The sequence below is a fragment of the Lewinella sp. 4G2 genome, assembly GCF_001625015.1.
GTDB lineage: Bacteria > Bacteroidota > Bacteroidia > Chitinophagales > Saprospiraceae > Neolewinella.
The window spans coordinates 3,479,712-3,505,375 of sequence record NZ_LVWJ02000014.1 but is presented as its reverse complement, the minus strand read 5'-3'; the positions used below and the strand labels follow the sequence as shown (position 1 = coordinate 3,505,375).

The following is a 25,664-nucleotide window of genomic DNA, read 5'->3' as shown; positions in this document are numbered from 1 at the left end:
TATCCCGCCCTGCGTGCATCCCGTACCCGGGCGTTCAACATAAGTAAGATGAAAAATCCCATTCTCACGCTCCTCGCCTCGCTCCTGTTAACCCTCCTTTGCACCTGCGGCCCCGCCCATGAACACAAAGAGGGCGACGGTCACGATAACGGCGCATCCACCGTAGAAATGGCGACAAAATCGCCTTCCGTTGACCATAGCAGTGAAGACGATGACCATACTCACGGTGAAGACGAACACGGCGACGAAGGCATCCACCTGACCTCCGAGCAGATCGAAACGATGGACATAAAATTCGGCGACTTCACCCAAATGAAAGTCAACGGTTACCTAAGCGCCACCGGTACCCTGGGCCTGCCGCCTAATGCTTACGCCGCCGTAAGCGCCCGCGCCGCCGGCTTCATCCGCAACGCCCGCAACTACGTCGAAGGTGACTACGTCAAGCGCGGAGCCGTCATCGCCATTCTCGAGAACCCCGAATTCATTGAACACCAACGGCAGTACCTCGAAGCCACCGCCGAACTAGTATTCCTACGGCAAGAACTTGACCGCCAGGAAACGCTCGCCAGTGCTGAGGCTGGTATTCTCCGCGAGGTCCAGCGGCTGCGTAGCCAGGTCGCCGCTAAAACCGCCAACGTCAAAGGGTTACAACAACGCCTTCAGTACCTCGGCATTAAAACCGATGAACTCACCCCCGACAACATCACCCAGCGGATCACCCTTTTCTCGCCCCGCTCCGGCTACATCACCTCGATCAGTCTCCACGACGGCATGTACGTTGAACCCAGCACCGAGTTAATGGAAGTCATCGACGAGGAGCACCTCCACCTCGAACTGGATGTATTCGAACGCGACATCGCTCAAGTTGAAAAAGGACAGCGGGTCACCTACCAAATCCCTGCTCTGGGCTTACAACAATACGAAGCCGAGGTCCACGTCATCGGCAAGGAGTTTAACGCCGAGAACAAGACCGTCCGCGTACACGCTCACCTGAAGGGCGATCAGCCCACCTTTATCCGCGATCTGTTCGCCGAGGCCCGCATCTGGTTGACGAATCAAACCGTCCAGGCACTTCCCGAAGCGGCCGTCTTACGCGAAGGGGAAGGCGCTTACGTATTCATCGCCCCCGTTCAGCGCTCCAACGATGAAGTGGAATTTGAAAAACTAATGGTCAAACCTGGCGCAACCGACAACGGGTACACTGCCGTAGAATTACTCAACACACTGCCCAAAGGAATGCAAATAGTCACTGAAGGAGCTTACTACGTCTACGCCCAAAGTCAGGCGGGAGAACTCGAACACGAACACTAGACCGCCATGAATAAATCCACTTTCAAAGTTACCGCCATGGATTGCTCCGCCGAGGAGCAAATGATACGTATGAAGTTAGAGCCGCTCTCCCAGGTAGAGCGGCTCGACTTCGACCTACCGGCGCGCAAGCTCGTCGTGTATCACCGCAACGAAGCTGCACGACTCGCAAAGTCACTCGGCGAACTGGGATTAGGGGAAAGTCTTCTTAGTACGGAAGCCGCCGACCTACCCCTCCACAATAATGAAGAGGACGCCCAGCAAAAACGCATCCTCTGGTGGGTACTCGGCATCAACGCCGCCTTCTTCGTCGTGGAGATGGCATTCGGACTGATCTCCGGATCCATGGGTCTCGTCGCCGACTCCCTCGATATGCTCGCCGATGCGCTCGTATACGCGCTCAGCCTCCTGGTTGTAGGCGCCGCCGTTGCCCGTAAAAAGCAGATCGCCGGTTATAGCGGCTACCTTCAGCTGGGGCTGGCCATCATGGGCTTTGCCGAAGTCATCCGCCGCTTTTTGGGCTACGGTGAGGTGCCTGACTTCAAGGTTATGATTGTAGTAGCTGCTTTGGCGCTGATCGGCAACGCCGTCTGTCTCTGGCTCATCCAGCAAACCAAGCGTGGTGAAGCCCATATGGAAGCCAGTTACATCTTCACCTCTAACGACATTATCATCAATTTCGGGGTCATTCTCTCCGGCGTCCTCGTCTATCTCACCGCTACTCGCTGGCCCGACCTGATCGTCGGTTCTATCGTCTTCGCCATCGTGCTGCGGGGTGCTTTCCGCATCCTTAAACTATCTAAATAATCCATATCACCACATAATTATGAGTAAGCTACAACTAGACCTCCCCGTCCTCCTCCCCGAAGTCCCAGGCGAGCGTGATCTGTGCGTCACCCGCCTGCTGTCCGCCCTTAACGCCGAAGGCGGCATCGAAAAAGCCCATCTGAAGGACGGTACACCACCGCAGGTGTGTATCCACTACGATCCCGACCAGGTCGCATTGGAAAAAGTGAAAGCCATCGCTCGCCGCGCCGGAGCAGAGATCACCGAACGGTACCGGCATCTTTTACTGGACGTCACCGGCATCCGCCACCAGCGGCACGCCCGCCAGGTAGGCGCACAGATTGGGAAAGCCGGCGGAATTACCGAAGCTGTTGTCTCCGGAGCCGGCGTAGCCCGCGTCGAATACGATACTAACTTGACCGACGAGCGCGCCGTACTGGCCGCCGTCCGGAGGACGGACATTCAAATTATGGGAGATGCCGCCGCACCTCCACACGCTGACCACGATGACCACTCCGGTCATGATCACGGTCCCGGCGAACACGGAAAAACAAAACACAGTGCCGGCGATGGCCATAACCACGATCACGGCGGCATCTTTGGCGAGAATACCGAACTCTACTTCGCTATCGGTAGTGGTGTGTTTTGGCTCGTCGGGCTTATCCTCAGTTTTATCGGTGGGGTGCCCGAACTCGTCTCTACGGTTCTGTACGGCATAGCTATTCTTCTGGGTGGGTATTTCATCCTCATCGAGGCTTTTCAGACCATCCGTCAGGGTAAGTTTGAAATCGACTTCCTGATGTTGGTGGCCGCCGCCGGTGCCTGCGCCCTAGGGGAATTCCAGGAGGCAGCCCTTTTACTTTTCCTCTTCAGCATCGGCCACGCCCTGGAGAACTACGCCATGGGCCGCGCCCGAAAATCCATTGCTGCCTTGTCGGACTTGGCTCCACCCACCGCCCTGGTCAAACGCAACGGTGCCACTACTGAGGTAGGCGTAGCCGAGCTGGTGGTGGGTGACGTCATCGTCGTTCGTCCTAATTCTAAAATCGCCGCCGACGGTGTGATCGTCAGCGGTACCTCGGCCGTCGATCAGGCCCCAATCACGGGGGAGAGCGTACCCGTGGACAAAATGCCCGTAGCGGATACGGAAGCCGAGGTCGACCTCGACACCTTACCCGCGGAACACCGCGCCTTCGCCGGTACCATTAACGGTAGCTCCCCGCTGGAGATTCGCGTGCTTAAGCTGGCCGGTGACAGTACCCTTTCCCGCCTCGTCACCCTCGTGAAGGAAGCGGAAACCCAGCAGTCCCCCACTCAGCAGCTGACCGATAAGTTCGAGCGTTACTTCGTCCCCGCCGTCATCGCCCTGGCGGTACTCTTACTGTTCGCCTTCCTGGTGATCGACGAACCCTTCTCCGCCAGCTTCTACCGTTCCATGGCCGTCCTGGTTGCGGCCTCCCCCTGCGCGCTGGCCATCTCTACCCCCTCTGCCGTACTGGCCGGCGTCGCCCGCGCCGCGCGGCAGGGCGTACTCATCAAGGGCGGTCGTCCGCTCGAAGATCTCGGCGGCATCAACGCCCTCGCCTTCGACAAAACCGGTACCCTCACCGAGGGCAGACCTCGCCTCACCCAGGTAACGCCCGTCGGCGAAACCACGAAATCCGAACTGCTCACCGTCGCCGTTGCCGTCGAGGAACTCAGCGACCACCCCCTGGCCGCTGCCATCGTCACCGGTGGTAAAGAACGTTTAGGTTCCGAAGCCTCCATCCCCGCCGCTGAGAACCTGGAAGCCCTGACCGCCCGCGGCGTGAAGGCTACGGTGAAAGGGAAGGCGGTTCACATTGGTAATCGTCGCTTGTTCCGCGAACTCACCGGTAAGGAAATTCCCGGAGACATCGATCAGCGAATGGCTGAACTGGAGTCCACTGGCAATACCGCCATGATCGTTCACCAAGCCGACCGTTACCTCGGTATCATCGCCGTCATGGACGTGGCCCGCCCCGAAGCCAAAGCCACCCTGGCCGCGCTCAAAGACGTCGGCATCCGCAAAATGGTCATGCTCACCGGCGACCACCAGAAAGTCGCCGACGCCGTAGCCGCCGACATTGGCATCACCGATCCCCTCGGCGGCCTGCTACCCGAAGACAAGGTTGCCGCCATCGAGCGCCTCCGCACCGAAGAAGGTATGGTCGCCATGATCGGCGACGGCGTAAACGATGCGCCCGCTATGGCCAAATCTACCGTCGGCATCGCCATGGGCGCCGCCGGCTCCGATGTCGCCCTCGAAACCGCCGACGTTGCTCTCATGGCCGACCGGCTCGATAACCTTCCCTTCGCCATCGGCCTCAGTAGAAAAGCCAAATCCATCATCCGCCAAAACCTAATCATGAGCCTGGGCATGGTAGTCATCCTTATTCCCTTGACGCTGCTGGGCATTGCCGAGATCGGGCCGGCTGTAGTCGCGCACGAAGGGTCTACGCTGGTAGTGGTGGGGAATGCGCTGCGGTTGTTGGCTTACAAACGCTGATTTCCAGCTCGATGGTAATGGCGTACTCCCTTATCTTCGTCACTAAACCTCCTGTTATCTACCATGACTTTTTACTGGAAAATGCCTGAGGGTCTGCAGCCCCACTACCAAAAGGAACTTACTGACTACCGAGCCGCTTTTGCCACCGGTAATCTATCCCGGGCGTGGGAGCATCTTGAACGGGCTCACATTCTCGGTCAGCCCTGGGCTGTCGAGCACTCAGCGGTACACTGGTACATGCTTAGGTTTGGCTTCGCCATCAAAAGTGGGAAGGAGATTCGGGGGCAGATCCTGCGCTTAGTCTTTGGCGGCGTCAAATCCTTTGTCGGTAAAGTCCCAACGGGCAATACTGGAGGGGCTAACGTCCCTCCCTTGCAGCCGATGGAAATTCCGGAGGATTTACAAGAGATGATGGCGCCTTTTCAGACAGTATAAATCAAAGTTGCCTCGGTATTTACGAATGTGTAGCTAACGGGTATTTGGGGCCTCTACTAATCTTTCACGAAAATAAATTGATCGTTGACCCGGGTCGAAAAGTAAATCAAACAAGCGTATTGTTTCCAACCCCAGGACACCATCATACATGTCGTGTAGTCCTAAGGCGCCCTTTTGATCTTTACCCAACCAGACGTTGATACTATCCACCTTAAGCGTTTTATCAATCCGCAGTGAACTAATGCTCAGCGAGCATCCAGATGAGCTACCTCCGATCCCCTCACTAGTCGATGAAGAGCAGTCATCATCGCTGACTACTGAAAAAAGCTGTTCTTGTTTGGCTTTTCGGTGAGTGAGTGCTAGTGCATCCGCTGACCCCATGTCAAAGAGAACGTTAGCGGTAATAACCCGATCCGCCGCTATTTCAGCTTCTACGGTGACCATCGGTTTGCGGTAAGCAATCTTGTACTGTACTCGTGAATAAGTTTCGAAATCTTCGGGTAGTCTATTCAACAGAGTGAACGTCTCTTCATCGAAATCAATTTTGGCGATGAAATCTTTGAATAAGTCGTAACCGATGATCCCATCTATCCGATGATCAAGCACATCACCGAGCATTGAGTCCAGTGCCATCATTCTGACCTTTTCGGGTGTGAATTCCCTTCCATCAAACTTCAACTGGATCTCACTCAAATATTCGTGAGCCAGTTTACCCTCACCCGCGCCATAGGTGAAAGAACGATCAGCTGTCGACAGAGTGTCCAGCGCGTGATGCATTGCAAACGTTCTATCAAGGATCAAATCATTCGCCCCAGTGTCAAACAAAAACACACCGTCGATAGAATCATTTACCGTTGCAACGATATACAAGTGAGAGGTTAATTCAACGGGTGGAGGTCGCAGTTCAACTGATGTATTTCGGACGGCTTCTACGGCAATTATTTCGGGTGATTTATCTTGCTCACATCCGCTAAGCGGGAACAAGAGAACAACGTAAACAAGGATATTCCGATAGTTCATTTTGTGTTTATAGGTTCACTCAATTATACTACCAAAACCCGACTGACACGTCAGCTTGCTGACCAGAATATGGTCTGGAAACTGACGGCGGTTCTATTAGTCATCGTTCTCCAGCCGGTAAATTATCTTCTTCATCCGCGCAATCTCCCGCTCCTGCGCCTCGATGATTTCCTTAGCCAGCTCAATAGCCTCGGGATCCTCCAAATGAGCTTTCTGGCTTACCATGATCGCCGAGGAATGGTGCGGAATCATCGCCCGCATCCACGCTACGTCATCAACGAAAGTCTGCTGCCGGAGAATGTGATAGGTGCCGGCACCAATGAGCAGCGCGGCGGCGATAATCGCATAGTTCCACCGCTTGTCTTTATACATTCCCCACATGAAAAGCAGCATCGTGATCGCCATCGGGGCGATCATCAGGATGGTCATGTAGGTCCGGGTCTGAGCCAGGTAAATGTGGTCGAAGCGGTCGACATTGAGGTACATAATGGCGTACATGATGACGAAACTGGTCATCATCATCAGGCCGAATTTTATGTAGGGATTCATGCCTTGGTCGTGGTCTTTCATATTATGATTTTTGGGCGCGGCCGCGGGTGCGGTGTAGGGTTGATGGAGCGAGGATTAAGGGGATGTAGGTTATTCCAGTGTTGCGATGACTTTGCCACAAGTGAGCATCCGTTCTCCGAAGTAAGGGTTACGGATTTCCTTAGTGTCACTAAACCAGTCCGCTCCCGCACTATCAAAAGCCATCGGACAATGCTGCTTATAAATCGTACCACCGGTGATCCCCTGTCGCAGCAGGGGCTCCAGTTCCTTGGTCATAGCACCAAAGGCAACCCGCTGAGCGGCAACGTCGTCGGTGGCGGCTATCGTGGTCGCGGCAGTCCTCAACTCGGGGTAGTCCTCGCCCAGGGATTCGGCCAGGTTTCCTGCGGCCGCGGCGGCATCTCCCCCATCGTCGTTCACCAGAGCAGTACGCAGTTTGAGGTAGTGCTGAAAAACGGCACCGGTCATCCCGTCGGCGAAGGTCGCGTCGAAGCTATCCGGGGTGGCAGCTTTTTCGGCTTTGACGGCGCTCGGCGGGTCAATGCCAACTTCCTGGTGGTTGGTACCATCACCGCAGGCGACAAGGAATAGGATGGGGAAAAACAGAATAAGACGTTGCATAATAGATGTTGAAATGATTTAGAATATCAGCATGAGTGCGGCCATGGCCACCATGCCGACGTCCTCCACGATGGTTACGGTACTCATCGGTAAGTTGAACACATCGCCCAGGCAGGCGCACTTAATCTTTCGTTTATTGAGGTTGCTCTGGATCACGCCAATGCTACTCACCCCGAGCACGACGATGGTTATTACGTTAGTCAACATCGGCGTCAGGTTGATGAGATAAGCGATACCCAAACCCAATTCGATGAAGGGGTAGATAAAACCCCAGGTCCGCCACCGGCCCGCTATGACATCGTACATCGCATAGCTATCTGCGAATCCGCGCAAATTGAGCAGTTTGAAGAAGGCGAAGACGATAAAGAACCCCGCCATAAAGTGGCGCATCCATAGCCAGCCGTCAAAATTCGCCAGCGGCCATTGCGCCAGTATGGTCACCAGCAAAATGAAGCCGATAATCATGATGAGCGGCCGATAGGTATAAACGGAAGGATCAGGTGGCAGATCGGCGGATACCGGCGAAGAAACAGGCACTGAGGCTGCGGGCTGCTTTTCAACCGGAGCAATACGGTAGTGGCCGATGCCGGCCTGTAATTCGTCGAGCTTAACGGCACGATCTACCTCAAGCCTTACCTGCGGAGCATCCAGCTGAACGTCCGCCGACTGGACGCCCAAAACGGTTTCCAAACCTTTACGCACAGTGTTTACGCAACTACCGCAGGTCATCCCTTCAACCTTATACTCCGTAACCATCGTTTTATGTTTCGGGCTCTTACCGGTCAAGGTTCGAACGTGTGATCTTCATTTGTGCTGAGTAAACAAGCCCCCGTCTCCTCCTGCTTTTCATTATTTTACGATCACTTGCGAAATTTTGTGATTACACTTTAGTCAGGTCCATTCCTCGGTAGTTACCACGTCGTCGGAAGGCACCCGGCGACTCCCCGATCGATCGCCGAAAATCCGCGCTGAAATAGGCCGCCGTACCGTACCCCAGGCGGTAACCTATTTGACTGATCAGTTCATCGGTCGTCGTCAGTAACCGTTTGGCGCGCTCCAACCGGTGTGCCCGAAAAAAGTCTTCGACGGTCCGCCCCTCTCCGGCGGAGAAAACGTGACTGATGTGGCTATAGCTCATCCCCGTTTGCTCCACCAGGTGATCGGATAATTTCTCCGGACGCTGATCAACTTCCTTATAAGTGTAATCAATGATCAGTCCCCGTAGCCGACTAATCGAACCATCGCCTCCTCTATCTAGCGAGAATCCTACCCGGTGCAGTTCCTCAATCAATTTCGCGGAGGGGATAGAGGAGTCATCCGGCGGAACACCCGCTACATAGCCCAACTCAATCCGTTGCACCACATAACCGGCATCCTCAAAGATTGCTCGTACACTCGTCACGCAGCGCGGACACACCATGTGCCGCACGTAAAATTCTTGTGTTTCTCTCTTACTACTCATAACTCCGCCTTTACGTATCCGCACTTCATCATCAAATCCCCGAAATAAGGGTTACGCACCTGCTCCTCATCCGACAGCCAATTCGCCCCGACGTTATCAAAAGCCATCGGGCAGTGCTGCACGTAGTAGTCACCGCTCACCCCGAAGGAGGTGAGTGCATTAATTAGTGCCTGGGATAAAAAACCAAATTGCTCCCGCTGCGCCGCTACGTCGTCCTTCTTCAGCAGGGTGTCGGCATGGGTGCCGATCGCCTCCAGTTGCTGCATCCAGTACATATGAGCTTCGTCTTTAACTAGCGACATATTCACGTTCGCTAAGGCTTCACGGAGCGTGGCAATCAGTGATTCGTCCGCCGTTTCCGTGGCGACCATCTGGTCCTTCAGCGGCAGATAGGCTTCCACCACTTTCCCCAGCTGCTTCCGAAAGGCTTCCGGTGTCTCGTCCCGGTAATTCGGAATGACCATAGCGGTCGCATCCTCCGGCTCCCGACCCTGAATCAGCACGTCCCGGTTCATCATGCTCGCCTTATTGTTCAACTGGGCCGAGGCATCGATCTGGAAGGCACCGTTAAAGACCACCCGCTCACCGGCAGCCAGGCCCGCCGTGATCCTATAGCCGTCCCCCACCCTTTCACCAACCGTAACCTCCCGAAACTCATAAGTCGGCACTGATGCATCCGGCACTTCAACGTAGACGACCGAGCGTTCCCCCGTCCAAAGGACCGCGCTGCGCGGCACCACCAGCTCATCGGCCGGGACGGCGCTTGCGCTTGACCCGTCCGCCGAGCGGTCTCCAACGAGGATTTTCCCTTCCACGAACATCCCCGGCTTTAACCGCCCATTTCGGTTACTGACTTCGGCCCGCACCGCCGCCGTCCGCGTCGTCGGGTCCAGCACAGGATCAATGAAAGTGACGCGGGCAGCATAGGTTTCTCCAGGCCGGGAATTCACGGAAAAAGACACCCGGTCCCCTACGCTGACGCGCGCCAGGTCTTCCTCGTAGGCGTCAAACAACGCCCAGAGATTGCTCAGATTGGTGTAGGTATACAGCGCCCCTCCAGCTTTAACGTACTCCCCTACCTCAGCTTTGGTTTCCAGGATCGTCCCGCTACGGTCCGCGTACACCGGGAAGTTGCTGATGACTTCACCGGTGCTTTCAAGTTCGGCAACCTGCTCTTCGGTCACTTCAAGGTTGAGCAACTTCGCTCGCGCCGCCGCCACTAATTCCGGATTTACGTCAACAAATTTTCTGGCCTGCAGCAGCTCCTCCTGAGCAACGACCAGGTCAGGAGAATACACCGTAGCGATCTGCTGTCCGGCGCGTACCTGCTCTCCCGCAAAGGATACGAACAGACGCTCGATCCGCCCGCCAAATTCCGATACCTCAACGGCCGCCGTCCGGGCATCGGGGGCCAATCTTCCGCTTAGCTTCAACCCCGCTCCTCCAACTTCCTTAGCACCTGCGTCCGCGCCCATATCACCTGAAACACTACCCACCACCACCATCCTGACCCGCGCCATCGCCACGGCCGCCTCCGTCATCGTCAGCACCGCCGGACCGGTTGAATTACCCGTTTCCAAGGGGATAAGGTCCATACCGCAAAGCGGGCAGTCGCCCGGTCCGTCCTGCTGAATTTGCGGATGCATCGAGCAGGTCCAAATCTGCGCTCCGGCATCAGTAGACGTTGTAGTATGGTCGTGCCCGGCGTGATCATCTTCGGCCATTTCCTTTCCATCAAAGAGTAAGTATCCTGCCAGCAGACCGAGCGCCAGCGCGCCAACTAAGTAAAGTATCGTTCGCGTTTTCATCTTCAGTTCGTGATTAGGTAGCGGTCGATGACCGCACGTTGTAAAAGAATAGTGGTTCGGGCCATTACGGCCCGCGTACGCAGGTCGATTAACTGGTTCTCCAGCCGCAACAACTCATCGAAAGCACGCTGACCGTTGGCGTATTCGCTGCGCGCAATCGCCAGCGTGGCGTCCAGTACCCGCGTTTGTTCGCCGAAGAAAGACAACTCGTTTGCGGCGTTGTCAATGGCATTTAGCGCCCGCCGGATCGCGGCCCGAAACTCATTCTCGGTCGCCTCCCGCCGGGCATCCAGCGCGCGGATGCGGACTTCCTCCTCCTGCCGCTTGGCGGTAAACTTTCGCTTGCTCAGGGGAATGCGGACCATCGCCCGCGGCAGGATCACGTCGCGGCCGTTACCCGCCGGCTCCGCGTCGTCGCGCTGGCCTACAGCGATGTAGTCGACGCCTACGCCAAAGTCCGGCCGCTGGTCCAGCTTCGTCAGCTCAATCGCCAGTTCGTTAATGGCCTGTTGCTGCCGAAAGATGAGCAGGCCCGGGTGCTGACTTAGATCGGGATCATCGGCGGCGAGATCAGGGGCAAAATCCAGGGTTTCAGCTACTCGTTCGGCGACGTTTAGCTCAGCGCTCACCTGGGTATCCGCCGGGCGGTTGAGCAGTTCGTTGATGACGACCATCTCCTGTCGGACCAAGTAACGCAGCTCGGCCAGTTGCCGCTCCGTTTGCTGGCTTTGTAGCTGCACCCGGTATACGTCTACGGAACTTCCTTTGCCGCTCTCCACCCGGGCCAGCGCGAGTTGTTCCAGGCTCTCGTACAATCGCAGACTCTCTTCCAGTACCACCCGCCGGTCCTGTAATCCGGCGAGGCTGAAGTAGGCCTTTTCCAGCCGGTAGATCAGTGTCAGTTGTAGCGCGGCCGCTTTCTGCAGTAACGGACGTGCGCGAGCATCGGCTACGCTAGCCATCGCCGCCAGCTTACCGGGCCAGGGCAGCATCTGCGTCGCACCGATCCGGAACTGCTGCGGACCAGTCCGCGTCTCTACCGGCAGCACAAAAACGCCGGCGCCAATCTCCAGGTCGGGCAACTGGTTCAACTGACCACTAACCCGCATTGCCGCCTCATAGTCCAGGTCCAGTGCCCGCAACTTGGGATTCTCCTGGCGCAGTTCCGCCTTCAGGCTGTCTAGACTCTGGGCGCGGACGCAGGTGCAAAGGAAGGTTGTTAGCAGCAGTGCCGCCACACGCGGCAGCCACGAGCGCAGCGAGCAAAGACGTGCGGAGCTAATCAAAAATCGTCTATCGTCTATCGTTAATCGTCTATCACTCCCTTGCATATCACTTCAGTTTTAGTATAACCTCCTCCCGCAAGCACCAAAGCACCGGCACCGTAAACATCGTCACCACCTGCAGCGCCATCCCCCCGAAACTCGGAATCGCCATCGGTAGCATAATGTCCGCTCCCCGCCCCGTCGCCGTCAGCACGGGCAGCAAAGCCAGCAGCGTTGTCGCCGTCGTCATCATCGCCGGGCGGACGCGCCGCAGACCACCTTCAATCACGGCCGCGCGGATTTCCTTGACGTCATCCGGGCTGTTCCGTGCGAAACTGTCCCGCAGGAACGTAGCCACCAGCACCCCGTCGTCGGTCGCAATGCCGAACAGTGCCAGGAAGCCGACCCAGACCGCCACGCTCAGGTTGATCGTCCGCATCTGAAAAAGGTCGCGCAGGTTCCTGCCGAAGAAGTTGAGGTCCAGGAAGTCCGGGTTAGCGTAACCGCCCAGCAGGAGGAAACCGCCGGAGAAGGCGACGAAGACCCCGCTGAACACCATCAATGCGGTGGTGACGGACTTGAACTGGAAGTAGAGGATCAGGAAGATGAGGGCCAGGGCGATGGGGACAACCAGGGCCAACCGCTCGTTGGCCCGCACCTGCTGTTCGTAGTTGCCGGCAAAGCGGTAGCTGACACCGGCGGGGATGTCCAGGTCGCCGGCGTCGGTCAACCCTTCGAGGTATGCCTGAGCGTTATTGACGACCTCTACCTCAGAGTAGCCTTCCTCGCGGTCGAAGAGCACATAACCCACCAAAAAACCATCTTCGGACTTGATCGACTGCGGCCCCTGCTCATAGCGGACATCGATCAGCTCACCGAGCCGAATCTGTCCGCTACGGGTCGGCACCAAGATGTTCTTAATCGATACCGGATCGTCGCGTAACTCCCGCGGGTAGCGCAGGCGGACGGCGTACCGCTCCCGCCCCTCCACCGTGGTCGTCATCGTCATGCCGCCGACGGCCGCCATGATCTGTTGCTGAACGTCGGTCACACTTAAACCATAGCGAGCGATGGCGTCCCGCCGCACGTCGAGCAGCAGGTAAGGCTTCCCGACAATACGATCAGCAAAGACCGCCGCGTCTTTCACCCCCTCGATATTCTTCAACTCCCGCTCCAGTTCCAGGCCGAACGCTTCGATGGTGGCCAGGTCCGGCCCCCGTACCTTGATTCCCATTGGGGCCCGCATCCCCGTTTGCAGCATCACCAGCCGGGTTTCGATGGGCTGTAATTTCGGTGCCGAGGTAACTCCGGGGAGTTGGGCGGCCGCGATGATCTCGTCCCAAATGTCGTCGGGGGATTTGATGTGGTCGCGCCATTGTCTGTAATACTGACCGTGCTCGTCTTCGACGAGATTGGCGATTGGCGATCGGCGATTCTCGATTCTTGATTTGGCTACCGCACGGCTTTGCTCGCTGCGCTCGTCACGTCGGACGAACTCGCCGTTCTCGTCGACTTTAAACCGCAGCCGCCGCCCATCCGCATCCGTAGCGTACTCCGATTTATACAAGATCATATTCTCGTACATCGATAGCGGGGCCGGGTCCAGCGGGCTATTTACCCGGCCCGCTTTACCCACCACCATCTCCACCTCGGGAATCGTCGTGACCGCCATATCCAGAGTGCGCAGATTTCGGCGGTTCTCCTCGATGCCGGCGTGGGGCATACTGGTCGGCATCAGCAGGAAGGCCCCCTCCCCTAGTGCCGGCATGAATTCCTCACCAATACTGCGGTAAGACTGAAATCCGGCGAAGATCAGCCCGGCAATTACCAGCAGGAAGAGCAGTTTAACCCGGAGCAGAAAGCCCAGGATCACTGTATAAAAGTGGATGATGAGCCAGAAGAAACCCAGCAAACTACCCGCGACTACCACCACGAAGAGGAAGTTTGTCGCCTGGCTCTGGTCCACCCCAAGCGGCAACCAATAGCCCGCCAGCAGCCAGGCAAGAACCAGAGCGACGGCGACGTTGACGGCCGTCTGCAAACCCCGCTCCTTCATCCCCATCTCCGCACCTGCGGCCGCGCCCCAAATCGCCGTCGTTGCTCCGAGTAGCCCCGCCAGGATCGCTACCATACCCAGCCACCAAGCGACGAATACCCAGGCTAAAACGCCCCCCACGACTAACAGGGCATTACCTACAATCTTAGTCCGCTTACTATCCCGGTCCCACCCCAAAACCGTATGCGCCAGCGCCGGAATGATCACAAGCGCCACCACGATCGCCGCCACCAGCGCAAACGTCTTCGTAAACGCCAGCGGCCGGAACAGCTTGCCCTCTGCGGCCTCCATCGTGAAGACCGGCAGGAAGCTAATAATGGTCGTCGCCACCGCCGTCAGTACCGCTGAACCGACTTCGATCGTTGCCTCATAAATGCTTTCTAATCTGCTCTCTCCCGGCGGCGGATCATTCAGCCTGTAGATCATGCTCTCCGTCAGTACGATCCCCATATCCACCATCGTCCCGATCGCAATGGCGATGCCCGACAGGGCCACGATGTTAGCGTCCACCCCGAAGTACCGCATCGCGATGAAGCACATCAGCACCGCTACCGGCAACGTCCCCGCCACCAGTAGCGAAGATTTGAGATTGAACAGCAAGAGAATGACCACGATCGCAGTGATCAGGATCTCCAGTGTCAGTGCTTCCTCCAGCGTCCCGATGGTCTCGCGGATCAGTTCAGAACGGTCGTAGAACGGAACAACCGTCACCTGACTTACCGTTCCGTCCTCCAGTTCTCGCCGCGGTAAGCCCGGCGCCAACTCCGCAATCTTTTCCTTCACGTTATTGATCACCTCCAGCGGATTCGCCCCGTAGCGCGCCACCACTACCCCACCGACGGCCTCCGCGCCCGACTTGTCCAAAATGCCCCGCCGCGCGGCCGGCCCAACGTTCACCCGCGCCACGTCGCGCAGGTACACCGGTACGTTGTTCCGCTCGCTGACCACGGCCATCTCCAATTCGTCGAGGTTATCCAGGTACCCCAACCCGCGCACGAAATATTCCGCCAGGTTGATCTCTAGCGTAGCCGCGCCGACGTCCAGGTTAGAACCTTTCACCGCCGCCATCACCTGACCGAGCGTAATCCCGTACACCCGCATCTTATCCGGGTCCACATCCACCTGGTATTCCTTGACGAAACCGCCGATGCTGGCCACTTCACTCACGCCACCGGCCGCACTGAGGCCGTAGCGGACGTAAAAATCCTGGATGCTCCGCAACTCGTCCAGGTCCCAGCCACCAACCGGTGTACCGTCCGCCGCGCGCCCTTCGAGCGTGTACCAGAATACCTGACCGAGCGCCGTGGCGTCCGGTCCCAGGGTAGGCGTTGCGTTTTCCGGCAGCAGCCCCGCCGGCAGGGAATTCAGCTTCTCCAGTATTCGGCTGCGCGACCAGTAAAACTCAACGTTCTCTTCGAAAATCAGATAGATGCTCGAAAAGCCGAACATGGAGTTAGAGCGCACGGACTTGACCCCGGGTATCCCCAGCAAAGCAGAGGTGAGCGGGTAGGTGATCTGGTCCTCTACATCCTGCGGCGACTGCCCCATCCACTTGGTGAAAACGATCTGCTGGTTCTCACCAATATCGGGGATGGCGTCAACCGCGACGGGATCGCGCGGCAGGCCGGGCAGGTCAAAATCAAACGGTGCGGTCGCCAGCCCCCAGCCGACGAAGAGGAGGAGTAAAAGCCAGACCACCAGCTTATTCTCTAGGAAAAAGCGTACGAAAGCGATAAGCATAAAACTACGGTTGATGAAAATCACGGAAGCCCCGGACAGCAGCAGCTGGCGGGGTAAATGGATTACATCAACTAGTTAAATGCGAAACACCTGGAATTCACGGACCGGGTCCGGTATCAACGGAGGTGGGTGGTAGTGCTCGTACCGACTCTTCTTGCGCGGACGCGGGTGCAGAGGAAGGTGGGAAAAGAGCCGGGGCGGGAAGTCCGCGGGCAACGCGACAAGTGTAGGTAATGCCTCCACGGTCGTCTGTTCCTGGTCGTCAATTTGCACCAACTCCGACTCATCGTCACAGCACCCTTTCTTCCCTTCCGTCTCCTCCTCCACGGGAGCCGGGTGGAACGGACACTGCTTTTTTGCCTGGTCTTTATGACACTTCTCCGCTTCGCCAAAAATGGCGACCGCCTTTAACTCTCCCATACAGAAATGACGATTTACCGTCACCCCGGCCGAACCGAAGAGGACGAGCGTCGCCAGTAGTATGTGCAGTAGTCTAAGCAAATTTGCGGGCTGTTTCCGTGGTAAAGATACGGGCAAGGGGCGGAGAAGGTTCAGGACTGCATAATATGGATAAGTTTTGCGAGATGTGATAAGGAGTACGGACATTTTAATGTGATTCACAGGTACCTTTTTGCTATTAGATGGGAGAAATCATTGATTATTAGAATTTTCTAACTGTGTATTTGGACTTTGTCCGATCTACTCTAAGACTTCTATTTTATTTAGGTAAGCGTTTCTAAAGAGGGTGTATATAAATGTGTGTCTGCCAGAGGGTGTATACAAATGTGTGTCTGCGAGGGTGTATATAAATGTGTGTCTGCCAATAAAATCAGACATTGAGTCATGGCAACAAAGAAACAAGATACCTCACCGCGTAAATACGCCAATTTTATCCGAAGTCACTGTCCTATCTAAGAAAGGAATCTCCTCCATCCAATCACCCTGCACCCGCGACAGCGCCCATTAATCCCAAACCTTCAAAATCTCCCGGTTAGCTAGATTATAATACCAATGTCGTCAAGCGGTACATAACGCAGGACCAAATTGTAAGAGATCTTCCGTTTCACCATTGCAAACCCGCCGAGCTCCAGTCAAGTCGTAAAGATGGTCAAGTGGCATGGCTGAGCTTCGAAATTTAGCACTAACTGCATCCCTTTGCGCTATATTAACCTCACAAATAGGACCAAAAAAAGAACCCACTACTCCCACTACTAACCCTCCTCCTCCTAACCACAACCCTCTCCGCCCAGTCCACCTCCCACGCCAAAACCGCCCAGGCCGCAGCCGAAGTTGAAGCCAAAGTGATCGAATGGCGCCACCACGTGCACCAGAACCCGGAGCTGAGCAATCGGGAATTTGAGACGGGCAAGTACATCGCGGCTCACCTAAAAAGTTTGGGTATGGAGGTGCAGGAGAACGTAGCCCACACCGGCGTGGTAGGTATTTTGAAGGGGGACAAGCCCGGTGGGGTCATTGCCCTGCGCGCGGATATTGATGCCTTGCCGGTCATAGAGGAAGTGGACCTGCCGTGGGCGAGCACCGTCAAAACCACTTACCTGGGTAAGGAAGTCGGCGTAATGCACGCCTGCGGCCACGATACCCACGTCGCGATGCTGATGGGCGCCGCGGAAGTACTCACCAAACGCAAAGCTGATATCGAAGGCACCGTCGTATTTATGTTTCAACCTGCCGAAGAGGGCGCACCCCAAGGCGAAGAGGGGGGCGCCGAATTGATGATCAAAGAAGGGGTGCTCGCTGACAACAACGTCGACGTAGCCTTCGGCATCCACATCAACGCGCAGACGCCACTTGGGGAAGTCAATTATAAACCCGGCGGAGCGATGGCCGCGTCAAACACGTTCGAGATCAAGGTGAAGGGCAAACAAGCCCACGGCTCCCGGCCCTGGAAAAGCGTCGACCCCGTCGTGGCCGCCGCGCAGATCATCATGGGGTTGCAGACCATCGTCTCACGCCAAACGGAACTGACCAAAGAGGCCGCCGTCATCACCGTTGGTAAAATTGACGGGGGCGTTCGTTCCAACATCATCCCCGACGAAGTCACTATGATCGGTACCATCCGCACGCTCGACGAAGACATGAAAGCCGACATTTTTGAGCGTATCGAACGGACGGCCACCAATATCGCCGCGTCGAGCGGAGCAACCGCCGAAGTGAAGATCAGCAAGGGTTACCCGGTCACCTTTAACGACCCGGCCATCACCCGCCGCCTGATGCCCATCGTTGCGGCCACGGCCGGGGAAGATAACATCAACCTGATCCGCGCGATCACCGGCGCGGAAGACTTTTCCTTTTACGCCCAGCAAGTACCCAGCTTATTCATCTTCCTGGGTGGGATGGACCCGGCCAAAGACCCTCGGAGGTCGGCGGCAACCACACGCCGACCTTTCAAATAGACGACCGGGCCATGAAATTAGGGGTGGAGATCTACACCAACATTGCGTTGGATTATCTGAGTGGGCAGGCGCGATAAGGCTTTGTGGTAGGGAAGCTCCCCTACCCTAGTGCAGAATCTTAAATGATGTATTTAATAATATAGTATTGAAATGACGGCGCCCAATCAATAGCTCGTCCTGTAAATAACTATTGCGCTCACGCCGGTGCATTGAATAACCGGAACGCGAACAAATTCAGTAAGGACGAACCCGTAAGCTGCGGACTACTTGCTACAAACAAGGGGATGCTTGACTTCACATCCCTACTTTACCACCCTTGATTTTTTAGCCAAGCAACGGCATCCTCCAACCAAGTATGGATCGGCCCCACCAAATCATTCGCACTCCCAAAACCATGGCCGCCCGCAGCATAAATACGCAGGTCCGCCGGAACGCCGTGCTGGACCAACGCCTCCACGTAGCGGATGGAATTATGCACCGGCACCCCCTGATCATCAGCAGCGTGGACCAATAACGCCGGCGGCGTTGTCGCGTTGACTTGGGTGGGGATATTATAATAGGCCATCAACTCAGCATCGGGCTGCTTGCCTAGCAGATTGTCCTGACTGCCACTATGCCCTGACTTATCAGGATCCATACTCAGCACCGGATAGACCAAAATGCTGGCATCCGGCCGGCTGGAATGTCGGGCCAAGCCATTCGCAGAACCATCACCTTCCAGCGGATGTACCGACGCCGACCCCGCCAGATGGCCACCCGCCGAGAAACCCATCAGCGCAATCTTATCCGGCCCAAAGCCTAAGGAATCAGCGAGGGAACGGACCAGCCGCATCCCATTTCGGGCATCATCCAACGCAAAGTGGGTCTTGCACGGGAGCGCTACCCTACCCGGCAACCGGTGCTTGAGGACGAATACGTGAAAGCCGGCGCCAGTTAAGTGGCGGGCAATGTCTACCCCTTCGTAATCCCAGGCCTGTACCCAGTACCCACCGCCAGGGATGACGACGACCGCTCCTTTCGCTTGCATTCGCGGAATCGGGGCGAAATGAAGTAACGCTGGTTCCGCAACGTTGCTCAGCATCTGGCCGAAGAGGGTGTCGCTTACCCATTCATCCTGGCCCATCGCCGGACAATTTTCGCCAGTGGGTAGGGACATCCAGGTTTGGGCGGATAATGAATTCAAGAATAGCATTGAAAGAACGATCAGACCAGTACGCATGGTGAGCGGGTTGAATTAGAGTAGCACCTACAATATAGGGGAGACCTCCCGTTGAAAGCCTCCCCTATTTTATAAGTCCGTGTTAGCCTATCGTCTTTATTCGATGATCACCCGGCCCTGGGTAATCAGCCCTTCACCGCGGATGCGCCAGGTGTAGGCACCCGCCGGTAGCTGGGGCAATGGGATTTGCGCGTCGCTAGAAATGCGGTGCTCCCCTACCCGCTCGCCGGTAGCGTTGAAGATTTCAAATTCGTAGTTACCCGATTCTCTGAGCAGGACGTTAAGGGTCTCACCACTCGTAGCGGGATTCGGATACACGGTCACCGGCCCCGCAAAACCATTCAGCAGTACGCTGCGGACGTCGGAGTATTCGAACGTACCGTCGGCGTCCACCATTTTTAGGCGGTAGTACTGGCGGCCGCGGTTCGGGCTTTCGTCCAGGAATTGGTACCGGGCTGCTTGCCCCACTTCCCCGGCACCTGCGACAGCGCCCAGGTATTCGAAGGTGTTGCCGTTATCACTGCGTTCGATCTCGTAGCGGTCGAAGCCTTCCTCGGAACTGGACGCCCAGTAAAGCCGAACTGCTTTGCGGCCCTCTACGGTAGCGTCGAAGCGCATCAATTCAACGGGAAGCAACTGGCTGGTGCCGATGATGAACTGGCTGAAGGAAGTTTGACCATTGCCCGCTCCGAAAACGACGGTGCCCGCATCGCCGGCCGTAGCGGAAGTAGCTGTTGCTACTGCGTCATCCCAGGTAGCGCCGTGAGCTTCGCTGCTGCGCTTGAAGAGCTCGATGGCCTCCGGTTTGGCTGACATTTCATCGGTTACGGGGACGCCTTCAAAAGTCATTCCCGCGAGTTCCGTAAAGGTTTCGTTTGCACCGTAGTTGTGGACGACCCAGTAACTCTCCGCAAGATTTTCGGAGACGGGAAGGACATCCGGTTGGAGATCAATTCGGGTGACACACAGCTCGCCGTCGGGCACCGTTCCCGCCGCGAAGTCGAGGGTGAGACCCGTCTCACCAAACGCCTGAGCGCCCGCGGCAAGTACGTCCTGGCGCTGACTGACGCCGGGGCCGACCGGGCAATCCGACGTCATCCGCGCGGCCGCTCCGTTGAGGCGAGCGTGGACGCCTCCGGCCCGGTTCAGGATCAAACCATCATCGTGGTTGAATTGGTAGTAGGCGAGGTAGTCGGGGTCATCTTCGGGGATGCGCGTGAGGTGCATAAGCTCCCGAATCTCGTCCTTGCTCATGGTACGGGATAGCATGACGATCTCGTCGAATTCGCCTTTAAAATTACGGGAGCCGAACGACCGATCGTAACCAAAGGTGTAGCTACCGCTAAAGTCAATTTCCGGCACCGTCCAATTGCGGACGCTCGGGACGCCATTGACGTAAAGCGTGAACTTGGTGTCGTCAACCGTGATGGCAACGTGGTTCCATTCATCGGGCACGATCGCCAAACGACTGTTGAACTGCCAGTGGCTGGCACCCGGATAGTGGAAGCCGAGCGTCTCGTTGGAGAAGTGATAATTCAACTTGAAACCGGAATCGCCGCCGGCCATGATCGTTTTGAAGTACCCCTGTACACCGTCGGGCTTGATCCACATGGATACCGTGAAATTGTTGGTTTCGTCGACCTCCAAGGCTCTAACCGTAGCGATATGATCATTCCGGGCCGCGCTGACGTAAGCCGAATTGCCGGGTAGCTCATCGGGCTGACAGGCATCTCCGACGTTGACTTCGATAGACTTTGAATCAGACTGCCCGCCTTGAGTAACGGTTAAGGTAACTGTATACTTACCGGGTGTGGGGAAGAGCGCCGATACCTCTCTTTCGTTGAGTGCCCCTTCGGCTACGGTGCCGCCGCCAAGATCCCATTCGTAGGTAGCTTCGGCGAGGGCTACGGAGTAACTATCAAAATTGACCGGATCGGAAGTACACTGGACCTCCTTACCCTCAACGAAAGGCTGAGCGATCGGCGCCCAATCCTGCTGCACCAACGGCATTTCCCAGATGCCCATATCACTGGCGTAACGAATTTTGTTGTCGCGGTAGAAGGGCAACATTTTTTGTGGGCGAGCACTTGCGGGTAAGTTGGCGGAGCAGTCTACCCAGTCGGTCATGTCCTTATCGCGGTAGTAAACCTTGGCGGGGAAAGTGCCGGCCGCGCCACCCCGGTCGCTGCCGATGTAAACGCCGCCGTTGGAACCAACATGGTGGGTGAAAGCTTGGTACCGGCGGCCTTCAAGGGTGGGCGTATGCCAACTCGTCCAGCTACTGCCGCCGTCGTTACTGTACCAAACCCGGTCGCGATTGTTGTTGCCAAAGGAGCCCTGGGCGTGTTCGTCCATCACCCAGAGTTCGTCGGCGTCCGTGCCACTGGCGGCAATGCGCATGCCGCGGATACGGTTGCTGGGGATGCCGGGAGGAGTGGTCATACCCGTCCATGATACGCCGCGGTCGGTCGATCGCCACAAGCTGTTGTTCGCAACGAGGTAGAAATAATCGGGGTCGGCGCGGCTGATGTCGAAGGCCCAGACAGTCTGGCCAAAATCATTAAGGCTCTCCCAGGTGATGCCCCCGTCTTCGGAACGGTAGATGAAGTTGTCCTCCCCAATGTAGTGAACGTTGTAGTCCTCCCGGTCCACGAGCAGGTTGCTGTAGTAAGCACCGTAGCGGGGGTCATTCGGGTTATCCTTCGTGAAGGTGAAGGTGCCTTCCGCCTCCTGAGTGTGATCATCGGGAATGATGGTGTTGGCAATATCGTCGAAAATCGCGTACCGCTCCTTGCCGTGCCAGGCGTGGCCGGTCGCGCTTTCGGCGCCGCCCATCCGCAAGCTGAGTTGTGGTGGGTAGTTTTCGTGTAGCGCAGTATTGCCATTATGGTACCGACCGCCGATCATGTAATCCTCGTTCCAGCCCTGGTCGAATCCCCAAAAGTGGACGCCACTGAGGCCATCGATCCGCGGTTCCCAGTTGGCCACGTCGGTGAAAAAGTCAGTGGAATAGTTGATGCCGCCATCCGTGGTGATCCATGTATCGTCGCCGATGGAGATCATTTCCTGGATGTCGGGGTGAATGTCAAATGGCCCGTTGTAACCGCCCACGTAGGTCCAGTTAACACCGCCATCGACTGACTTCAATGCGGTGGTGGTAGCGAAGATCACCTCATCAGCGTCGTTGTCGCTGACCATGATGTCCAGGTCATAGTATCCCTGGCCATTGGTGAGATTGAGTTCCGGAGTCCGGCCTTCGGCTATTTCCGTCCAGGTCGCCCCCGCATCGGTACTCTTCATTACGAATGGCGTTTTGCTTACGGGGTCGGTCAGAATCCCCGCGTAGATAACGTTAGCGTCGGCGGGCGTTACGTCCATGCGGCCCCCACTGTGGTCGAGGTAAGTGCCCCATCCGGACATTGAAAGCGTGAAGGTCAGACCGCCGTCTTCAGATTTGTAGAAGTTGGTCACTCGTGGGCTGCCTTCCCGAATTAAAGCGTAAACCACGTCGTTATCGTCCGGCTTAATGGCGAGGTCCATCACCTCTCCGGGGTGGGTTTGGGCCCAGGTCACGCCGTTGTCGGTACTGCGGAGGATGCCCTGACCACTACCGGCCACAACGAAGGAAGCGTCGTCCGCAAAGTGAATGGTATTGCAGGAGAGGCCAGCCGTGGTGCGCTGCACCGTCCAGGTTGTACCGAAATCCGTCGACCGCATGATGTCGGTCTTCGTGCCGACCAGGACTTCGTCGTCGTTCAGTGGATTGAAAGCAAATACGTTAAGGGCATTTGCGAAGTTGAAAGTGTTGACGGCCTCCCAGTTGAGCCCCTTATCGGTACTCAGGAATACTTCTCCGGTTTCGCAGCCGGCGATTAGCTTGCTCTGGTCCAGCGGCGAAACGGCCATGGCGTAGATGTTGGATTGCCAGGGCGCCACCTGTTCGTCGGGGCGGTGTTCGGCGCGCCAAATGGTCATGGTGGGTCCAGCCAGCGTCCAATTGCCGTTGGATTTCAATTGCGTGTTTGCACTTTCCTTTGCGGCGTTGCGTACCAATTGCTTTTGCCGGTAGGCGATCAGTTCTTCCGTGGTGTAGCGCCGGACGATTCCGTTATCGTCAATAAAAGGCTTAGCGCCCTCCATCCACTGCAGGTAGTATTTGGCGTAGGGATTACGCTCCAAATCCTCGTGCCATTCGTGAACGTCGCGCTGCCCGTAGTGCGCCGCGTGGAGTTCCATGACGGCATCAACGTTGACCGTCGCTTCGTAGAGCGGCTTAGCGTAATCCGGCATATCAGCGCTCGGTGCCGGAGTCGTCGTGAGGTCCGTAAAGTGCCACGGCGGAAGACCCGTTTGAGCACTAGCCACGAGGCTGGCGGCAACGACGAGGAGGAGAGAAAATAGCGTACGCGCTGGGCGCCCGCTAGCGAGCAGGTTTGTTGCGTAAGTCATGAGAGGAGTTTAAACAGGAATACTATAAGCACAATACAAAACAAATGTAAGCATTGTTATACAGGCGAAATCATGGGTTCTCCGTTGATTCTCATCTTTTTACCTCTTTTCGGAATGTATTTACAGGTGTAAGCATTATATTGTTACGACTTACAATCATGGTCGGTACGCGGTGCCACGCTTTGTAGCTTTTAAACAACACTTGAACAGACTTTTCCATCCGTCTTTTGGTATTGCGTACCACCATATTTTATGCTCCCCAGCAGGCTCTTGGATTTTGCCGATCTATCCGACTCTTGTATCCATTCCACGTTTTGCATTCTGGGAGCAGGGCGCTGCCGCAGGTGCCGGGAAAAGGGTGGAGCCCTACCCCACCAACTGATTGGACGCCAAAACAAAGGGAGTCCACCCAAGTATTTACGGACCAATCTGACAACAGAAAATGAGCCTGGCTAGTGGCGAACGATTTAGCCCACCAGTCATTACCTTAGTGCAAATACAAGTCCACGCACATGCCAGATTTACCCATCTTACTTATTCTCGCCCTCTTCATCGGTTTCTTGGTGGTGACGGGTAGCTTTTTCACCGTCAAGCAGCAATCCATGGTCATCCTGGAACGGCTGGGGCGCTTCACCTCCATTCGGGGGCCTGGCTTTCACTTCAAGATCCCCTTCATCGATAAGGTGGCCGGCCGCATGAGCCTCAAGGTCAAGCAGCTCGACGTAAACGTAGAGACGAAGACGAAGGACAACGTATTCGTCAAGCTCAAGGTGAGTGTGCAGTACGTAGTCGGCCGCGACAGTGTCTACGATGCCTTTTACAAATTGGACCGCCCCGACGAGCAGATCAACTCCTACATCTTCGACGTCGTCCGGGCCGAAGTTCCTAAAATGATCCTTGATGATGTATTCGTCCGGAAGGATGACATCGCCAACGCCATCAAGGGCGAATTGCAGGACGCCATGCAGAATTATGGTTACAACATTGTCCGTGCCCTCGTTACCGACATCGACCCTGACGCCACGGTAAAATCCGCCATGAACCGGATCAACGCTGCCGAACGAGAAAAACTCGCCGCCGAGTACGAAGGGGAATCCGAGCGCATCCGGATCGTCGCCAAGGCCAAGGCCGAAGCCGAATCCAAGCGCCTCCAGGGCCAGGGTATCGCCGACCAGCGCCGCGAGATCGCGAAGGGTCTGGAAGAATCCGTAGACATCCTTAACTCCGTAGGCATCAACAGCCAGGAAGCCTCGGCGTTGATCGTCGTCACCCAGCACTACGACACCCTACAGAGTATGGGCGAGAACGTAAACTCCAACCTCATCATGCTACCGAATGCCCCCACCGCAGGCTCCGACATGCTCAGCCAAATGACGGCCAGCTTTATCGCCAGCCAGCAAATGGGTGAAGAAATGAAGTCCAGCTCCGACGCCCTCAAGGCGGCCAAAAACAAGGAGAAGATCAAACTTCAACGCTAAGGAGTACTCGTCCCAAAACAGATGAAGATCCTCATCACCGGGCCGGAAAGCAGTGGCAAGTCAACGTTAGCGCGTCGGCTTGCCATTGCGCTTTCTGGTACCTACGTCCCGGAGTTCGCCCGCGAATACTTGGCGGAGCGCAACGGCGAATACGAGCGGGAGGACCTGGTTGCCATCCTCCGCGGCCAGCAAAACCTCGAACGAGCGGCTGAACTTTCGGGCCGGTCTCCCCTGGTTTGTGATACGGGCGCGCTGGTGCTGTACGTGTGGTCGCAGGTGAAGTATGGTGCAGCACATCCTTTGATCACCCAGGCAGTCGCCAAGATGGACTACGATCATATTTTCCTTTGCGCACCCGACTTACCGTGGGCCCCTGACCCACTCCGCGAACACTCCGATCCGGCGGACCGGCAGGCTATTTTTGATCGGTACGTGGCGGTTTTGGAGGATTTTGGATTGAGCTATCGGGTGGTTGCGGGGGAGGATCGGCTTGGTGGGGTTTTGCGGGGGGTGGGGAAATAACGAAA

The 25,664-nt window shown here is 56.4% G+C and carries 18 protein-coding genes; 7 read left to right on the top strand and 11 right to left on the bottom strand.

Annotated features, from left to right (window positions below; all coding sequences use genetic code 11):
• The first annotated feature begins 48 nt into the window (after positions 1-48).
• From A3850_RS14540 to A3850_RS14525, 4 genes are all read left to right on the top strand, one after another.
• Positions 49-1,311 (top strand): efflux RND transporter periplasmic adaptor subunit, encoded by a 1,263-nt coding sequence (locus tag A3850_RS14540; protein WP_068217950.1) that lies wholly within the window; start codon positions 49-51, stop codon positions 1,309-1,311.
• Between the two features lie 6 nt (positions 1,312-1,317).
• Positions 1,318-2,115, top strand: a complete 798-nt coding sequence (locus tag A3850_RS14535; protein WP_068217948.1) for a cation transporter — start codon at positions 1,318-1,320, stop codon at positions 2,113-2,115.
• A 19-nt stretch (positions 2,116-2,134) separates the two neighbouring features.
• Positions 2,135-4,621 (top strand): heavy metal translocating P-type ATPase, encoded by a 2,487-nt coding sequence (locus A3850_RS14530; RefSeq protein ID WP_068217946.1) that lies wholly within the window; start codon positions 2,135-2,137, stop codon positions 4,619-4,621.
• 63 nt (positions 4,622-4,684) lie between these two features.
• Positions 4,685-5,056, top strand: a complete 372-nt coding sequence (locus A3850_RS14525; protein ID WP_068217942.1) for a DUF3703 domain-containing protein — start codon at positions 4,685-4,687, stop codon at positions 5,054-5,056.
• Positions 5,057-5,089: 33 nt separating this feature from the next.
• Here the strand turns inward: A3850_RS14525 and A3850_RS14520 are convergent, their stop codons facing one another.
• The 9 genes from A3850_RS14520 to A3850_RS14480 all read right to left on the bottom strand — a co-directional run bounded on the left by A3850_RS14520 (position 5,090) and on the right by A3850_RS14480 (position 16,078).
• Positions 5,090-6,076, bottom strand: a complete 987-nt coding sequence (locus A3850_RS14520; protein ID WP_068217940.1) for a retropepsin-like aspartic protease — start codon at positions 6,074-6,076, stop codon at positions 5,090-5,092.
• Between the two features lie 96 nt (positions 6,077-6,172).
• Positions 6,173-6,646, bottom strand: a complete 474-nt coding sequence (locus A3850_RS14515) for a DUF305 domain-containing protein (RefSeq protein WP_082921834.1) — start codon at positions 6,644-6,646, stop codon at positions 6,173-6,175.
• Between the two features lie 69 nt (positions 6,647-6,715).
• Complete coding sequence (locus A3850_RS14510) at positions 6,716-7,246, bottom strand: DUF3347 domain-containing protein (RefSeq protein WP_068217937.1); 531 nt, start codon at positions 7,244-7,246, stop codon at positions 6,716-6,718.
• Between the two features lie 18 nt (positions 7,247-7,264).
• Positions 7,265-8,002: a heavy-metal-associated domain-containing protein gene (locus A3850_RS14505; protein WP_068217935.1), complete on the bottom strand. Its 738-nt coding sequence runs from the start codon at positions 8,000-8,002 to the stop codon at positions 7,265-7,267.
• 124 nt (positions 8,003-8,126) lie between these two features.
• Complete coding sequence (locus tag A3850_RS14500; protein WP_082921833.1) at positions 8,127-8,708, bottom strand: helix-turn-helix domain-containing protein; 582 nt, start codon at positions 8,706-8,708, stop codon at positions 8,127-8,129.
• Entirely contained in the window at positions 8,705-10,516 is a 1,812-nt protein-coding gene (locus tag A3850_RS14495) for an efflux RND transporter periplasmic adaptor subunit (protein ID WP_068217930.1), read from the bottom strand. Before A3850_RS14495 ends, A3850_RS14500 begins: the two co-directional genes overlap by 4 nt.
• 2 nt (positions 10,517-10,518) lie before the next feature.
• Positions 10,519-11,754 carry a TolC family protein gene (locus A3850_RS14490; protein ID WP_068217927.1) on the bottom strand — a complete coding sequence of 412 codons (1,236 nt, stop codon included), beginning with the start codon at positions 11,752-11,754 and terminating at the stop codon, positions 10,519-10,521.
• 94 nt (positions 11,755-11,848) lie between these two features.
• Positions 11,849-15,577, bottom strand: a complete 3,729-nt coding sequence (locus A3850_RS14485) for an efflux RND transporter permease subunit (protein ID WP_068217924.1) — start codon at positions 15,575-15,577, stop codon at positions 11,849-11,851.
• 75 nt (positions 15,578-15,652) lie between these two features.
• On the bottom strand, positions 15,653-16,078 hold the full coding sequence (locus A3850_RS14480) for a hypothetical protein (protein ID WP_068217921.1): 426 nt from the start codon (positions 16,076-16,078) through the stop codon (positions 15,653-15,655).
• An 800-nt stretch (positions 16,079-16,878) separates the two neighbouring features.
• Here A3850_RS14480 and A3850_RS14475 point away from each other — a divergent pair.
• Entirely contained in the window at positions 16,879-17,991 is a 1,113-nt protein-coding gene (locus A3850_RS14475) for an amidohydrolase (protein ID WP_231915330.1), read from the top strand.
• 307 nt (positions 17,992-18,298) lie between these two features.
• Here A3850_RS14475 and A3850_RS14470 read toward each other — a convergent pair whose 3' ends face one another.
• Positions 18,299-19,210 carry an alpha/beta hydrolase gene (locus A3850_RS14470; RefSeq protein ID WP_068217918.1) on the bottom strand — a complete coding sequence of 304 codons (912 nt, stop codon included), beginning with the start codon at positions 19,208-19,210 and terminating at the stop codon, positions 18,299-18,301.
• 96 nt (positions 19,211-19,306) lie between these two features.
• Entirely contained in the window at positions 19,307-23,659 is a 4,353-nt protein-coding gene (locus A3850_RS14465; protein WP_068217916.1) for a LamG-like jellyroll fold domain-containing protein, read from the bottom strand.
• A gap of 512 nt (positions 23,660-24,171) precedes the next feature.
• On the opposite strand from A3850_RS14465, the gene A3850_RS14460 reads away from it, so the two are divergent.
• The gene (locus A3850_RS14460; RefSeq protein ID WP_068217913.1) at positions 24,172-25,137 is read left to right on the top strand and encodes an SPFH domain-containing protein; all 966 of its coding nucleotides are present in this window, start codon (positions 24,172-24,174) and stop codon (positions 25,135-25,137) included.
• A 21-nt stretch (positions 25,138-25,158) separates the two neighbouring features.
• Complete coding sequence (locus A3850_RS14455; RefSeq protein WP_068217910.1) at positions 25,159-25,659, top strand: AAA family ATPase; 501 nt, start codon at positions 25,159-25,161, stop codon at positions 25,657-25,659.
• Positions 25,660-25,664: the final 5 nt, after the last annotated feature.